The following is a 13961-nucleotide window of genomic DNA, read 5'->3' as shown; positions in this document are numbered from 1 at the left end:
ATGAAAAGACACAAACAACTACGGAAAGCCAAGGCCGATATTGAATGGGATATTGTTGTAATTGGCGGTGGCGCTTCAGGATTGGGAGTCGCACTCGAATCTGCTACACGAAAATACAAAACACTGCTGCTTGAAGGTGCCGATTTTGCCAAAGGAACCTCGAGCCGAAGTACCAAACTGGTGCACGGCGGTGTGCGTTATTTGGCACAGGGCGACATCTCGCTGGTTTTGGAAGCCCTTCGCGAAAGGGGATTAATGCGGCAAAATGCGCCTCACCTGGTAAAAAACCAGTCATTTATTATTCCCAACTACGAATGGTGGGGCGGACCACTTTACACCATTGGTTTAAAAGTTTACGACATGATGGCCGGGAAACTTGGGCTGGGGCCTTCAGTGCACCTCACAAAGGAAGAAACACTGGAAGCTTTACCCACCCTGAAAGAAGAAGGCTTAACAGGTGGTGTGATATACCACGACGGACAATTTGATGATGCCAGGCTTTCGATAAACCTTGCGCAAACCATTATTGATTACGACGGAGTGGCCGTAAATTATACCAAAGCTATTGGTCTGCTAAAAGATAAAGAAGGAATGATTTGCGGGGTGAAAGCTAAAGATGTTATTGATGGCGAAGAATTTGACGTAAGAGCCAAAGCAGTGGTAAACGCCACGGGAGTTTTTACCGACGAAATTTTACAAATGGATGAACCCGGCACCCCAAAAAAAGTTGTACCCAGCCAGGGAATCCATCTTGTACTCGATCATGATTTTCTGAAAGGCGACCATGCTATAATGATCCCCAAAACCGATGACGGGCGGGTGCTTTTTGCCGTTCCTTGGCGCGGGAAAGTAGTAGTTGGCACTACCGACACCCTGATTGAAAATGCCAGTCTTGAACCAAGAGCACTGGAAGAAGAAATTGAGTTTATATTAAATACTGCCAAACGCTACCTTACACGCCCTCCCAAAAGAAGCGATGTAAGAAGTATTTTTGCCGGACTACGACCACTTGCTGCCCCCGAAGGAGAAGACAAACAAACAAAGGAAATTTCCCGCAGCCATAAAGTTATCATGAGCTTATCGGGACTGATTACAATTACCGGCGGAAAATGGACAACCTATCGCAAGATGGGTGAAGACACCATACACAACGCGGTTATATTGGCCGGCTTACCCGAACGCCCCTGCCAAACCGAAAATCTGGCAATTCATGGCTACACAAAAAACATTGATCATAACGATCATTTTTATGTGTACGGATCGGAAGCAAAAGAAATTAAAGAGATGATTGAAAACGATCCGCCGTTGGGAGAAAGGCTACATGACCGGCTTGAGTTTACTGTTGCCGAGGTTATCTGGGCTTGCAAAAAAGAAATGGCAATGACACTTGATGATGTGCTGGCACGCCGGGTAAGAGCTTTATATCTTGATGCGCGTGCAGCCGAAGAAATGGCGCCCAAAGTGGCACAAATAATGGCAAACGAGCTAAACAAAGATACTGACTGGATTAAGCAACAAGTTGAAGAATTTACCGAAATTGCCAAAGGTTATTACCTGTAAAACCAATTTACTTTAAACTAAACGAATAAGAATATTAAAATAAACCTGTAACTGAAATGAATGAATTTGTAGCGGAAATAATTGCCACAATGATACTGATCCTCCTTGGAGATGGAGTTGTGGCAAATGTAGTTCTAAAAAATACCAAAGGTCACAACGGCGGATGGATCGTAATTTCACTGGGCTGGGGACTGGCAGTAATGATGGCGGTAATAGTTGCCGGCCCCATTAGCGGAGCGCACTTAAATCCGGCAGTAACACTTGGCCTCGCGTTGGGCGGAATATTCCCGTGGGATAAAGTTCCGGTATATATTGCCGGCGAAATAATAGGCGCTATGCTCGGGGCCATATTGGTTTGGTTTACTTATCGCGATCATTTTAAGGCCAACACCGACAAAAACGGATTTTTAGGTGTTTTTGCCACATCGCCGGCCATCAGAAATTATAAGAACAATTTTATAACCGAACTTATCGGAACTTTTGTACTCATTTTTGTGATCTTTTATATCACCGATATTAAGTTTGAAACCCAGCAGCTGCAAACTGTTGAAGTTGGTTTAGGTTCAATTGGTGCGCTTCCGGTTGCACTTTTGGTAACGGCAATAGGCTTAAGTCTTGGCGGCCCAACAGGTTACGCCATAAACCCTGCCCGCGATTTGGGACCACGCATCATCCATAGTTTGTTAAAAGCTCCAAACAAAGGCAGTTCTGACTGGGCTTATGCATGGGTTCCAATCCTTGGACCAATTGCAGGAGCTGCCCTGGCTGCAGCGCTGTTTTGTTTTTGTTAAAGCAATTTCGCCGTCCGATATAATAAAGAAGTCACTATCAGTAAACGATAGTGACTTTTTTATTTTTAATGCACTACCTAAATATATTCATACCAATTAGTTGTTATTTTTCGGCTCATTTCATAACTTGTATATCCAATCAATTTACAAACTCTAAAGTTGTGACCCGGAGATTGCAAACACAAACCAATGACGCATGAAAAACAATTCAAGGCTTATATTCTTAGTTACGGTTTCTTATGATACCGCGGCTTCGATATTGATATAGCCTAAACAAAGCTTAATATTTTTAAACCCATAATTATGACAACTTACTACGACATCCACTGCCACATTTTTAACAAAGACGTGATTATACGCAAGCTTGTAAATGTGGTTCAATCGCTACTTGCCATTAAAGACCTGGTGGACAAAGGAGTTACATCGGCCGAACTGAGATTTAAAATTGACGGTATTAACCGCACGCTGGAAGAAGTTACGCAGCCATCGAGCGAAGATGTGTTTGAAGCGCTCGACAAAGTGTACCAGGGAAATGTGGTTACTACTCCTTTAATGTTCGACCTGACTTATGCCGATGATAACGACGACGACGAGAACCAGAATAAACGTTACCGTAAACGAATAAAACGTATTTTCTGGCTGCTGTCGGTAGCACTGCCATTTATTAAAATGCGGGTAAACCGTAAACTACAGAGCGAAGAACTGGCCGAGGCATTCGACAAAATCAGAGACCATGTAAAACAATTTGAAGACAGTTTCGATCGGAAATCGGATGAGGAAGTGGAAATTTTCGACAATGCCAACTATGCCCAGCAAATTGCAGATTTGGAGTACCTGGCAGGTAAATACGAAACAATAAAACCTTTCTTTAGTGTCGATCCGCGCCGTGAATACAAAGGCAACGTCAACCTGGTTGACAAGCTAAAAGAGAAGATTGTTGCCGAAGATGGTCGCTTTGCCGGTGTAAAACTGTATGCTCCGGCAGGTTTCTCGCCAACCGATCCGGTGTTAATGGGCACCCGCAACTCAACCGGCATTTATGCCTTGTGCCAGGAGCACAATATTCCGATTACGGTGCACAATTCAAACAGCGGATTTGCCTGTTTGTCGTCGGTGCTTAAAGTGCGCGGCGATGTACTTATTAACGGAAACACCATAAAACCTAAAAAGCCACTTGTTTTCGACTACCGCTTTTTTAGCCGCAAAGTGCACAAAGCCATTGCCGAGCGGGCGAAAAAATTAAACCATCCAAAACTGTGGGAACTGGTAATGAAAAAGTATCCTGACCTGACCATTAATTTTGCGCATTTTGGTGGCAGTGGCCAGATTATGGATTACATCAACTACAATTTCCCGGAAGAGCAAAAACGGGTAGACGAAGAAGAATTTGAAGATGCTATCATGTCGCTGTCGAACAAAGACAAGGAAATTATTCGTGCGGCCTACACTTTAAAACGTAAAAAACGAATACTGCGCGAAGACCTTACCATTGCCGAACGTGCCAAAGTGTGGAATGCACTTTACCGAACCGGCTTTATCGACAACTGGGCAAAAGCAATTTTCGATATCATTAAAAATCCGAAATACCCGAATGCTTACACCGACCTTTCCTGTTTTTCGGAAGGAACGGTTATTGAATCGCCAACCACTCAGGAAATGGTTTTCAGCATCCGCGAAACACTTAGCACTTTTAAAACCAGCTTCTACGATAAACTTTCCGGCTACGAAAAATCGAAAATTCTTTATGGCTCCGATTATTACCTCACCCAGTTTTTTGGGCCTAGCATGGAACAATATTTCAACGATTTTAAGGCAGCATTTGGCGATGATTTCGACACCATTGCCAGTGTTAATCCAAAACGTTTCCTAAGTATTAACCCTTAATGCAAATTGGTATGGAAGATTTATTAAAATTAGCCTTTGCCGAGTTGGGCACCGAAGAAATTGTTGGCTCGGAACATAACCCGGAAGTTTTAAAATACGCCGAAGAAGCAGGCATTGCAGGCGTTACCACTGACGAGATTCCGTGGTGCAGCAATTTTGTAAACTGGGTGGCCATGAAAGCCGGCCTGGAATATTCGAAAAAACCCAATGCGCGTTCGTGGCTCAATGTGGGAGTAAAAACCATAAATCCCGAGCCGGGTGATGTGGTGGTTTTCTGGCGCGAAAGTCCCGAATCGTGGAAAGGGCATGTTGGTTTTTTCCTGGGTGTTTCTACCGACAAAAAGCGTGTTTACTGCCTGGGTGGTAACCAGGGCAACCGCGTATCGGTTTCAGCTTACCGCATAAATACCGTTTTATCGTATCAGCGACTGGCCGCTCGGGAGCAACTCATTATTCCCGATCCGTTACTTCAAAAAGGCAGTAAAGGCGCGGCTGTGGTTGCCTTGCAGGACGCGCTAAAACTACTGAATATTAACGTTGGAACTTCTGACGGTGATTTTGGCCCAAAAACCGAAAACGGCGTAAAAGAGCTGCAAACACGCAAACCGGAACTGAAAATAAATGGCGTTTACAACAACGAAACCCGCGATCTCCTGGAATCATTATTTCAGGCATAACTAAACATTACACATTTTACTCATCATTAAATCCAAAAAATTATGACAACAAAAGTAGCCGATCTTACTCCGGATGAATTTGTAGCACTTCTGGATGATTTTTATGCAGAACCTATAAAACGACAAAAAATGTCGCAAGAAGAAATTAAAGATCTCGCCATTCGATTAAACGAAAGAATTGATGTTCCTTTTATAAAAGAAAGTGGCGAAGAAAAAATACTCATTAAAGTAATCCTAAAAATCGACACCTTTTTATACGACCATTTACCCAACGAATTTTACGACCTTATCCGAAGTACCGATCATGGCATTTCGAAAAAGGAAGCCAAACGTTTGGTGCGACGTTTAACACGTCTTGCCAACGATAAAATTGACATACCCTACCTCCCGGAAATGGCCGAACATATTGCCATAAAATTTGTAATTGGCATGGTGGTAAAGGCTGCCCGTAAAAAGCTTAATTTCGACGATGTTCGTGCCAAATCAACAGAAATGCTCATTCCCGAATCGGACGAAAACATTGAAGACATGGTTGACGACTAGCACCGTTTACCCCGTTGTATTTGAAAACTTTGTATCTTAGAGAAAAAGCCACAGCTATGAGTAAAATTCAATTACACCGGGGCGATATTACCCAACTTGAGGTTGATGCCATTGTAAATGCTGCCAACAAATCGTTGCTGGGTGGCGGCGGTGTCGACGGAACCATTCACCGGGCAGCCGGCCCCGAACTTTTAAACGAATGCCGCCAGCTTAAGGGCTGCGAAACCGGCGATGCAAAAATTACAAATGGATACAATCTTCCGGCAAAATATGTGATTCATACCGTTGGTCCGGTTTATAACGGGGGCAGCTATAACGAAGCCGAGAAACTGGCATCGTGCTACCACCGAAGTTTGGAAGTGGCGCTGCAAAACGGTGTAAAATCCATTGCTTTTCCCAACATCAGCACGGGTATTTACGGCTACCCGAAACACGAGGCTGCACAAATTGCGACACAAACGGTAAAAGACTTTTTGGCAAATGATCACGAACTTGATACGGTGATATTTTGCGTGTTTGATGAAGAGAATTACTCCATTTATAATAATTTGCTTACCTAACCGATGCTTCTAATGGTTAACAAGGGCACCTCTCCCATACAAAAAGTAAATTTTCATATATAAAAAACACTATTCCCTGACATTTTGTAAAATCTCCCACGGGAGAACCGGATAAATGCATGGGAGAACTACGTCCAAACGTGGGAGAACCATCCAAGACCCCGGGAGAACAGCAAAAAACCGTGGGAGAACGCCTTATTTTTATGGGAGAACGGCCGCCGGACCAGGGAAAAGTGACTTTAATCGCGGGAGAACTTACAAGCAGCGTGGGATAACTCGATATCGGGGCAGGAAGATGCTAATTCTCCGACGCCTTAAGTAAATGTTTCATGTTTCGGTGGTAGGTATTGGTAAGGCGCGTATGAAAATAAGGGTACAAGAAGTGGTCGCGCAAAACAGACTCACTTTTAAAATAAGTACGATGTGTAATTTTAGTGTATCCTTTTCGCATTTTTGTAAAAGTTAATTGCTGCTTTCCATGTGTAATATTATCCTCCACGTAGCTAAATTCAATTACTTTCTTTTTGTCGTCAACCGTTGTAATCTCAAATGCGGTGGCTAGCTTTTTAACTTTTAAAACATTCAGGTTTAAATAAATTACCTGTCCCGGATCAATTCCATCCACGTGTCCGTTCGGATAGATCATCTCATTATTACTTTTCGAAAACAACATTGCAAATGAAAACCGCGACGCATTCCAGGCAATCGATGGATTGGTATGCACGTAAAACGACCAAACTTTGGCCAGGCTGTCTTTTATAACATATTCTCGCTCGTGAAAACGAAAACCCTCGGTGCTGGCAGTTGGTTGCAACGAAGCTTTTACATCCGAGAAAGTTTCGGTATTGTTTTTAATCTGACTCTTCACGAAATGTTCAACCTGCTCGCACCCCACTTTATCGAACTCAACATCGGCCAAATACATCTGCCCAAAGCTAAAACCAACGCAGGAGTTAATAAACACGAACAACAGTATTAACTTTTTCATGAAGTTGATTAAATATCATTCCTTCGTAAAATAGCAGTTTTTTCACTTTATTCTATCTCTCTGCCAGTTTTTTTTTAATTAATTCAAACATCAGTTTCTTTTTTTCGTATATCACCTGAAGGCTAAAACCTAGTAATTACATGGGCCAAAGAAAAAATAAAGACAATCGAAAAATGCGAATTATTTTATATTCGGTTTTTGCTTTTGCAATGCTCTTTTTAACCATATGGTTTGGCCTTCGTCTTATGGAAGTGTTTTCAAGCTAGATTCACACCATGTGAATTACCATTTTTACAAAAAAATTATACCTTTAATTTTTAGCTTCAAAAAAAATATATCAAGAATGAACAAGAAGGTTTTTCTGTTGGTCGTTGCACTGTTTTTGGGCTTTACAAGCCTATTTGCCCAACATGGCACCGATAATTCTGACGAGGAAATTTGCACACACATTCTTACTGAATTGCAACAGTATAGCAATAATACAACGGCAGAACTTGTTGTTGAAGCAGGAAAACTATTGATGAATACACCATACGTTGCTCACACTTTGGAAACGGAACCCGAACAATTAATCGTAAATCTGCGTGAACTGGATTGTACAACATTTGCCGAAAACTGCCTGGCACTGGCGCGAACTGCCAAAACACGAAAACCATCGTTTAAACAATTTAAAAACGAGTTGCAACTTATCCGTTATCGAGGTGGCGAGATAAACGGCTACCCATCGCGATTGCATTATTTCAGCGACTGGATTTTGGATAACGACAAAAAGGGCACGGTAAAATCAGTTTCGCAATCAATTGGCAATACCGGGTTTAGTAAAACGATTAATTTTATGAGCCAGCACCCCAACAGCTATAAGCCATTAAAAAACAATGCGGTATTTATTGAGGCTCTGCACAAACAAGAACAGGAGTTAACAAAAACCAAACTATATTACATTCCTACCGAGAAACTTGAATTGCTAAAAGATCAAATTAAAGATGGCGATATTTTTGGCATCACTACCACGGTTGACGGACTGGATATTACCCATGTTGGAATAGCTTTTTTTAAAGATGATGAACTTCACTTTATGCACGCATCATCAAAAGCTGAGAAAGTAATTCTTTCGGAACAAACACTGTATGAATATTTGGCAAACCGGGATTCAGTTTCCGGAATAATGATCGCACGTCCGCAATAAATTACATTTCCGACCAATCACCCCAATACATTTTTTTTGCATTTTTTTTGTTTTGTACTGAACAAAAGATGTAATTTTTCTGTAACTTATCAACTTAGAATTCATAAACACATGATTATTAAATTAAAGATTATGAAAAAAACAATGGTAAAATTTATAGCTGTTTTAGCTATAGTAATTGGTGGTGTAGTTTCATCAAATGCACAGGAACTTGGAGTTCGATTTGGTGATATTTCCGGAGGAAATGTTGCAATCGATGGTATTTTTAGTACAGGGCAGTTCAGCCGTATTCACGCTGATGTGTCATTCGGAGATGGAGTTGGAATTGACCTGTTATGGGATTTCCTTTACCGACCACTTAGCGGAGAAGCATTTAACTGGTACGTTGGAGTTGGTCCATATATGTGGATTGACGATCCGTTTTGGCTGGGAGCAATTGGAGAAATTGGTCTGGAATATCATTTTAACAGTATTCCTATTGCATTGGGAGTAGATTGGCGTCCGGCATTAAGTATTATTGAAGATACAGATTTTCATGCCAAGGGTTTCGGTTTTAACGTTAGGTATGTATTCGGACAATAACATCACTTGAAATAAGAAGAAAAGCGTCGTAAGGCGCTTTTTTTATGTCTTATCAATTCCTTTTTCTATTCCACCCTCCCCATCTTTCATTTTGAAATAACGGCGAAGCAACACCTTTTTCAAATCACGGGCAATCACCTGGTGAGCAATAATTTCGATGTGCGAATAATGTGGCAAATCCTGCTCTGCCTGAACGATTTCGCGGTTGGTAATATCAACCTGGTACAACACCGATAACAACAAATCGTAGTTGGTCTCCACCAAACCTGTTATCTGATCAATTAATTGCTGGTGCAATTCGTGGTAAGCATTATTGGTATCGCCCGAAAAAGTGATCTCCACACCAAACATCCCAAAATCCTTCATGATCTGCTCGGCTGTTTGCTGAACTATTTCAGCCTTGTCCATCAGGTTTTCCAGGTTGGTGTTATTTATAACAGGTAGTTTCATTCTTGTTCTTTTTATAAAGATAGATGAACTTTATTTCTCGCCAAATCATTTATTGCCTTTCCTTTAATTCTATTAAATTTACGGATACTAAAAATCAATTAAATCTAAAACGATGAAAAAAAGTCTTTTCTCTCTCGCCCTGGTTCTCTTTACATTTTTCGCAATGGCCCAAAACAATTTTAGCAAATCGGCAATTGGTGTTGGTGTTGTTGTTGAAGACCTCGAGAAATCAATCGATTTTTACACCAATGTTATTGGCATGGTAAAAACCGGCGAATTTTCGGTTTCGAAAGAACAATGTACTGAGCTGGGTTTAACCGACAGTTATCAGCTGGATGTAACTATTCTTAAACTGGAAGACAGCGAAGAAGCCAGCGAATGGAAGCTGATGAGTTTGGGTACAAAAGCCAAACACCCGAAACAGAAATTTATGAGCGACGATACCGGAATGCAGTACATTACCATTATGGTGAAACATCTGCAGCCTGTTTTAGACCGGATTGAAAAACAGGGTATTAAAGTACTGAGCGGTAAACCATCAGAACTCGGTGAAAACCGTTTTTTCCTGCTGGTTCAGGATCCCGATGGAACTTTTATTGAGTTGATTGGGCCAAAATAGTTTCTTTGCAATTCTAAATACCAGAAAAACGACACCAATAACCATCTGGCAAACAAAACGTTATTATTATTATTTATTTGGAATTGACATATTGTATTCAAACAATAATTTTTTTGAGTAATTTCGAACAGAATTAAGTTTTATTCGAAAAGCAACGTTTATGAGAAAAAAAGTTGAAGCCGGATACCGTACCTTATCACTTGGGGAGGAGATATTTAATAGTATCACACATGGAATAGGGACTTTGCTAAGCATTGCTGCGCTTGTACTTTTGGTTGTATTTGCAGCTATAAAAGGCAATGTTTGGCATGTGGTAAGTTTTAGTATTTTCGGAAGCAGTTTAGTGTTGCTCTATTTATCATCGACACTTTACCACAGTTTCACCCGCGAAAAATTGAAGAACCTGTTTGTTCGGTTCGATCATGCCGCCATATTTTTATTAATTGCAGGCACCTACACGCCTTTTGTGCTCACCACCATTCGTGGTGCTTTGGGCTGGACTCTTTTTGGAATAATATGGGGATTGGCGATTACAGGAATGGTAATCCGATCGATTTATTTAACCCGTTTCCGGAAATTAATGGTTGGCATATACCTGGCCATGGGCTGGATGTTTTTATTGGCCATTGGGCCAATTGTCAGAAATCTGCCTGCGTCAAGCATTGCCTTTTTGTTTGTTGGTGGAGCCTGTTATTCAATCGGTGTTATTTTTTACTCCTGGCGAGGCTTAAAATACGGCCATGGTATTTGGCACCTTTTTGTTTTGGCCGGAAGTATTATGCATTTCTTCTCGGTACTTTACAGTTTAAATTAGGAATTAACAGATTAGAGATACAAAAAAGCAGGATGATTTCTCATCCTGCTTTTTTAGTTATTACGAAGTGTCTTTCTTTTTACGAATGTTTTTCCGACAGGTATCGCTCTGCATCAATTGCAGCCATACAACCCGATCCGGCAGCAGTAACCGCCTGGCGGTATTGCGAGTCTTGTACATCGCCGCAGGCAAATACTCCGGGAACTTTTGTTTTTGATGTTCCGGGCTGAGTTAAAATATAACCTACTTCGTCGGTATCAAGATAGTCGGCAAAAATATCTGAGTTTGGCTTGTGACCGATGGCCAAAAAGAATCCGTCAATTTTAATGTTAACTTCCTCTTCCCCTTCTTCTCCAAGGTTTTTAACCAATTTTGCACCTTCAACCACACCATTGTCGCCAACCAATCCTTTTGTTTGGTGTTTCCAAAGTATTTCTACGTTTGGTGTTTTTTTCACGCGCTCGGCCATCACTCTTGATGCACGAAGCACATCACGACGTACAATCAGGTATACTTTGTTACACAGACCGGCCAGGTACATAGCTTCCTCAGCAGCAGTATCGCCACCACCAACAACGGCCACATCTTTCCCTCTGTAGAAAAATCCGTCGCAGGTTGCACAGGCAGAAACTCCACCTCCAGCATATTTCTTTTCGTCTTCCAGTCCAAGGTATTTTGCTGTTGCTCCGGTAGCAATAATCACCGTTTCAGCTTCGATCAATTTCGAACCGTCGATCCACACTTTATGAATATCGCCCGAGAAATCAACTTTCGTTGCCATTCCCCAACGTACATCGGTACCAAAACGTTCGGCTTGTTTTTTCAGATCTTCCATCATTACCGGGCCGGTAACACCTTCCGGATAACCCGGATAGTTCTCAACTTCGGTGGTTGTTGTTAACTGACCTCCCGGTTGTAATCCTTCGTACATTACCGGACTCAGGTTAGCGCGTGCAGCATAAATTGCAGCAGTGTAACCTGCAGGGCCCGATCCTATAATCAAACATTTTACCTTTTCAACGTCAGTTGGTTCAACGTTTTTATTCTCGTTGTTATCGTTAATATCAAGTGGTTTAAACATCATTTAAATTTTTAGTTGCACAAAAATACAAAACATACCTCATTGATTGTCATAAATTCAATCGATAATAATGAAGTAATGATAGCTGAATTCTATGTGTTCAATAAAATAGTAGATTAAAGAAAGAAAAAGTTTTGTAATAATAATTTCTAAACTTACTTTTGCAATCCTGATTCGGTTCCGGTTTCACCGAGAATCCTCGATGCTTAGGCATCGGGAGATGTGGCGCAGTCCGGTCCCGAACGAAGTTCGTGGATCCTCGATTTTCTATAAAATCAAGGATTTTAGAAAATCGGGATTAGCGTACTGGTCTGAAAGACTAAAAAAAATGAAGTTCTTTGTTTACATATTGAAATCGGAAATTGACAGTAGTTTTTACATTGGTCAAACAGCAAATTTGGAAGCACGGTTGAAAAAACACAATATGGGTTATAATCGTTCTACCTCTGCAAAAAGACCTTGGAAACTGATATACTCAGAGATTTGCAACTCTCGTTCGGAAGCAATGAAACTTGAAAAACAGTTAAAAGGCTGGAAGAAAAGAGAAGCAATACTCAATTATATAAATAATCATCGGGATGTGGCGCAGTCCGGTTAGCGTACTGGTCTGGGGGACCAGGGGTCGCAGGTTCAAATCCTGTCATCCCGACAGATTCAAAATCTAAAAAACACTAAAAGCCTGTAAATCAAATGATTTACAGGCTTTCTTTTTTTTATAAGGTCAAAAAACACCATAAAAAACCATTGTAAATGGGTCCGATCCGGTGACCTCTAATTTTTCATACCTTAGAGGTCACCGCGCAGCTCATAACAAGCTATCAATATGACAGTTACATAGGTTTTTTCTCATTCAAAATGGTGCGGTTTGGTTCACTTTGGAGCAAAAAAACAGCAGTAAAAGGTGACCTTTTTGGGAACCTGAACCAAATTAAATGATTTGACATGAAAACAAAAAGTACTTTCGGAATTCATTTTGTGCTAAAAAGAGCTAAAACCATGCATGGTACAGCTCCAATTTACGCACGTATTACGGTTGACTCCAACCGCTGTGAAATCTCTGTAAAAAAGCGAATACCTGCTACCAACTGGAACAAAGGGCAAGGTTTGGCAAAAGGAAAGTCTCCCGAAATTGCACGGCTTAACTCCTATCTTGAGCAGATCCGCTCCCAATTAACCAGTTACTACCAGGAACTTGTTGTAGAGAAGGCTGTAATAACGCCTGATGCTATCAGAGACAAATTTTATGGTATTGAAGAAACCGGGAAAACGCTTAAGGAACTGATCGAATATCACAACGTCAGCATGGATTTGAACCTAAAATGGGGAACGCTCAAAAACTACCATACTACTGCAAAATATATTGAATTGTTCCTGCAAAAAAAGATGAACAGGGAGGATATTTTCTTAACCGAACTAAACTACCGATTTATCACTGATTTTGAGTTTTATCTCCGCAAACACAAACCAACCGATCATCAACGGCCAATGGGTAATAATGCGGTTATGAAACACCTCGAACGACTTCGAAAAATGGTATCCATGGCCGTTCGCATGGAATGGCTGGATAAAGATCCTTTTGCAGCTTACAAACTACATTTTAAGAAAGTAGAACGCGATTTCTTAACCGAAACAGAATTAGCTGCCATTGAAAAGAAAAAATTCAAAATGGAACGGCTTAGCTATGTTCGTGACCTTTTTGTGTTTGCCTGTTACACCGGATTATCTTATATCGATGTGGCAAACCTGGCTCCCAATAATATCAGAAAAGGAATTAATGGTATGTCATGGATCATAACACAAAGAGAAAAGACTTCCACTCCGGTCCGTATTCCAATTTTAAAACAAGCCCAATTAATTATTGACCAATACAAGGATCATCCACGTTCAGAAAACAAAGGCACTGTTTTCCCTAATATCTCCAACCAGAAACTAAACAGTTACCTGAAAGAAATTGCTGATTTGTGTGAGATTGATAAAAATCTGACGTTTCATATTGCCCGTCATACTTTTGCAACCACGGTAACGCTTACCAATGGTGTTCCCATTGAATCGGTTAGTAAAATGCTTGGGCATACCAACCTAAAAACAACCCAGATTTATGCCAAGGTGGTTGAAAAGAAGATCGCTACAGACATGGAAGCACTTCAGGAAAAGCTTGGAAACAAAAGCAAAAAAGAAAGTTCAACTGAATTAGAAAAAGGAAAGGTACAGAAGCTATCTTAATTA

General features: G+C 41.0%; 16 protein-coding genes and 1 tRNA gene. 14 read left to right on the top strand and 3 right to left on the bottom strand.

Going from position 1 to position 13961, the window contains the following annotated elements:
- The 7 genes from LH29_RS07025 (at nucleotide 1) to LH29_RS24535 (ending at nucleotide 6290) form a co-directional block, all read left to right on the top strand.
- Nucleotides 1-1560, top strand: a complete 1560-nt coding sequence (locus LH29_RS07025) for a glycerol-3-phosphate dehydrogenase/oxidase (protein WP_045027150.1) — start codon at nucleotides 1-3, stop codon at nucleotides 1558-1560.
- Between the two features lie 56 nt (nucleotides 1561-1616).
- Nucleotides 1617-2351 (top strand): MIP/aquaporin family protein, encoded by a 735-nt coding sequence (locus tag LH29_RS07020; protein ID WP_045027147.1) that lies wholly within the window; start codon nucleotides 1617-1619, stop codon nucleotides 2349-2351.
- A gap of 303 nt (nucleotides 2352-2654) precedes the next feature.
- Nucleotides 2655-4235 carry an amidohydrolase family protein gene (locus tag LH29_RS07015; RefSeq protein ID WP_045027144.1) on the top strand — a complete coding sequence of 527 codons (1581 nt, stop codon included), beginning with the start codon at nucleotides 2655-2657 and terminating at the stop codon, nucleotides 4233-4235.
- An 11-nt stretch (nucleotides 4236-4246) separates the two neighbouring features.
- Nucleotides 4247-4912 (top strand): C40 family peptidase, encoded by a 666-nt coding sequence (locus LH29_RS07010; protein WP_045028889.1) that lies wholly within the window; start codon nucleotides 4247-4249, stop codon nucleotides 4910-4912.
- Between the two features lie 42 nt (nucleotides 4913-4954).
- The gene (locus tag LH29_RS07005; RefSeq protein WP_045027142.1) at nucleotides 4955-5455 is read left to right on the top strand and encodes a hypothetical protein; all 501 of its coding nucleotides are present in this window, start codon (nucleotides 4955-4957) and stop codon (nucleotides 5453-5455) included.
- A 56-nt stretch (nucleotides 5456-5511) separates the two neighbouring features.
- Nucleotides 5512-6015: an O-acetyl-ADP-ribose deacetylase gene (locus LH29_RS07000; RefSeq protein ID WP_045027139.1), complete on the top strand. Its 504-nt coding sequence runs from the start codon at nucleotides 5512-5514 to the stop codon at nucleotides 6013-6015.
- 119 nt (nucleotides 6016-6134) lie between these two features.
- On the top strand, nucleotides 6135-6290 hold the full coding sequence (locus LH29_RS24535) for a hypothetical protein (protein ID WP_157493596.1): 156 nt from the start codon (nucleotides 6135-6137) through the stop codon (nucleotides 6288-6290).
- A gap of 23 nt (nucleotides 6291-6313) precedes the next feature.
- Here LH29_RS24535 and LH29_RS06995 read toward each other — a convergent pair whose 3' ends face one another.
- Nucleotides 6314-7003, bottom strand: a complete 690-nt coding sequence (locus LH29_RS06995; protein ID WP_045027137.1) for a hypothetical protein — start codon at nucleotides 7001-7003, stop codon at nucleotides 6314-6316.
- Nucleotides 7004-7346: 343 nt separating this feature from the next.
- Between LH29_RS06995 and LH29_RS06990 the strand changes: the two genes are divergently transcribed.
- Both LH29_RS06990 and LH29_RS06985 read left to right on the top strand, forming a co-directional pair.
- The gene (locus LH29_RS06990; protein ID WP_052670651.1) at nucleotides 7347-8189 is read left to right on the top strand and encodes an N-acetylmuramoyl-L-alanine amidase-like domain-containing protein; all 843 of its coding nucleotides are present in this window, start codon (nucleotides 7347-7349) and stop codon (nucleotides 8187-8189) included.
- Between the two features lie 132 nt (nucleotides 8190-8321).
- Nucleotides 8322-8771: a hypothetical protein gene (locus tag LH29_RS06985; RefSeq protein WP_045028884.1), complete on the top strand. Its 450-nt coding sequence runs from the start codon at nucleotides 8322-8324 to the stop codon at nucleotides 8769-8771.
- A gap of 42 nt (nucleotides 8772-8813) precedes the next feature.
- On the opposite strand, the gene LH29_RS06980 is transcribed toward LH29_RS06985, so the two are convergent.
- On the bottom strand, nucleotides 8814-9221 hold the full coding sequence (locus LH29_RS06980) for a hypothetical protein (protein ID WP_045027134.1): 408 nt from the start codon (nucleotides 9219-9221) through the stop codon (nucleotides 8814-8816).
- Between the two features lie 112 nt (nucleotides 9222-9333).
- On the opposite strand from LH29_RS06980, the gene LH29_RS06975 reads away from it, so the two are divergent.
- Together LH29_RS06975 and trhA are read left to right on the top strand one after the other, a co-directional pair.
- A complete protein-coding gene (locus tag LH29_RS06975; protein WP_045027132.1) occupies nucleotides 9334-9840 on the top strand; it encodes a VOC family protein in 507 nt (168 codons plus the stop codon).
- 160 nt (nucleotides 9841-10000) lie between these two features.
- Nucleotides 10001-10654: a PAQR family membrane homeostasis protein TrhA gene (gene trhA / locus LH29_RS06970; protein WP_045027130.1), complete on the top strand. Its 654-nt coding sequence runs from the start codon at nucleotides 10001-10003 to the stop codon at nucleotides 10652-10654.
- Nucleotides 10655-10733: 79 nt separating this feature from the next.
- Here trhA and trxB read toward each other — a convergent pair whose 3' ends face one another.
- Nucleotides 10734-11738 (bottom strand): thioredoxin-disulfide reductase, encoded by a 1005-nt coding sequence (gene trxB, locus LH29_RS06965; protein WP_198152359.1) that lies wholly within the window; start codon nucleotides 11736-11738, stop codon nucleotides 10734-10736.
- 325 nt (nucleotides 11739-12063) lie between these two features.
- Between trxB and LH29_RS23700 the strand changes: the two genes are divergently transcribed.
- The 3 genes from LH29_RS23700 (at nucleotide 12064) to LH29_RS06955 (ending at nucleotide 13958) form a co-directional block, all read left to right on the top strand.
- Nucleotides 12064-12333 (top strand): GIY-YIG nuclease family protein, encoded by a 270-nt coding sequence (locus LH29_RS23700; protein ID WP_052670742.1) that lies wholly within the window; start codon nucleotides 12064-12066, stop codon nucleotides 12331-12333.
- A tRNA-Pro gene (locus LH29_RS06960) sits at nucleotides 12310-12384 on the top strand. The genes LH29_RS23700 and LH29_RS06960 overlap by 24 nt, the downstream gene beginning before the upstream one ends.
- 293 nt (nucleotides 12385-12677) lie before the next feature.
- The gene (locus tag LH29_RS06955; protein ID WP_045027124.1) at nucleotides 12678-13958 is read left to right on the top strand and encodes a site-specific integrase; all 1281 of its coding nucleotides are present in this window, start codon (nucleotides 12678-12680) and stop codon (nucleotides 13956-13958) included.
- Nucleotides 13959-13961: the final 3 nt, after the last annotated feature.

It is taken from the genome of Draconibacterium sediminis, assembly GCF_000949475.1.
GTDB classification, from domain to species: domain Bacteria; phylum Bacteroidota; class Bacteroidia; order Bacteroidales; family Prolixibacteraceae; genus Draconibacterium; species Draconibacterium sediminis.
Note: the sequence above shows the minus strand (reverse complement) of the source record. Positions and strands in the feature narration are given on the sequence as shown.

What these genes read in the sequence shown, in the direction of transcription:
- LH29_RS07025 (WP_045027150.1), top strand. Translation starts at nt 1, where the DNA reads ATGAAAAGACACAAACAACTACGGAAAGCCAAGGCCGATATTGAATGG.
- LH29_RS07010 (WP_045028889.1), top strand. Translation starts at nt 4,247, where the DNA reads ATGGAAGATTTATTAAAATTAGCCTTTGCCGAGTTGGGCACCGAAGAA.
- LH29_RS06995 (WP_045027137.1), bottom strand. Translation starts at nt 7,003, where the DNA reads ATGAAAAAGTTAATACTGTTGTTCGTGTTTATTAACTCCTGCGTTGGT.
- LH29_RS06955 (WP_045027124.1), top strand. Translation starts at nt 12,678, where the DNA reads ATGAAAACAAAAAGTACTTTCGGAATTCATTTTGTGCTAAAAAGAGCT.
- LH29_RS07000 (WP_045027139.1), top strand. Translation starts at nt 5,512, where the DNA reads ATGAGTAAAATTCAATTACACCGGGGCGATATTACCCAACTTGAGGTT.
- LH29_RS07020 (WP_045027147.1), top strand. Translation starts at nt 1,617, where the DNA reads ATGAATGAATTTGTAGCGGAAATAATTGCCACAATGATACTGATCCTC.
- LH29_RS06975 (WP_045027132.1), top strand. Translation starts at nt 9,334, where the DNA reads ATGAAAAAAAGTCTTTTCTCTCTCGCCCTGGTTCTCTTTACATTTTTC.
- LH29_RS06980 (WP_045027134.1), bottom strand. Translation starts at nt 9,221, where the DNA reads ATGAAACTACCTGTTATAAATAACACCAACCTGGAAAACCTGATGGAC.
- trhA (WP_045027130.1), top strand. Translation starts at nt 10,001, where the DNA reads ATGAGAAAAAAAGTTGAAGCCGGATACCGTACCTTATCACTTGGGGAG.
- LH29_RS07015 (WP_045027144.1), top strand. Translation starts at nt 2,655, where the DNA reads ATGACAACTTACTACGACATCCACTGCCACATTTTTAACAAAGACGTG.
- LH29_RS06990 (WP_052670651.1), top strand. Translation starts at nt 7,347, where the DNA reads ATGAACAAGAAGGTTTTTCTGTTGGTCGTTGCACTGTTTTTGGGCTTT.
- trxB (WP_198152359.1), bottom strand. Translation starts at nt 11,738, where the DNA reads ATGATGTTTAAACCACTTGATATTAACGATAACAACGAGAATAAAAAC.
- LH29_RS07005 (WP_045027142.1), top strand. Translation starts at nt 4,955, where the DNA reads ATGACAACAAAAGTAGCCGATCTTACTCCGGATGAATTTGTAGCACTT.
- LH29_RS23700 (WP_052670742.1), top strand. Translation starts at nt 12,064, where the DNA reads ATGAAGTTCTTTGTTTACATATTGAAATCGGAAATTGACAGTAGTTTT.
- LH29_RS06985 (WP_045028884.1), top strand. Translation starts at nt 8,322, where the DNA reads ATGAAAAAAACAATGGTAAAATTTATAGCTGTTTTAGCTATAGTAATT.
- LH29_RS24535 (WP_157493596.1), top strand. Translation starts at nt 6,135, where the DNA reads ATGGGAGAACTACGTCCAAACGTGGGAGAACCATCCAAGACCCCGGGA.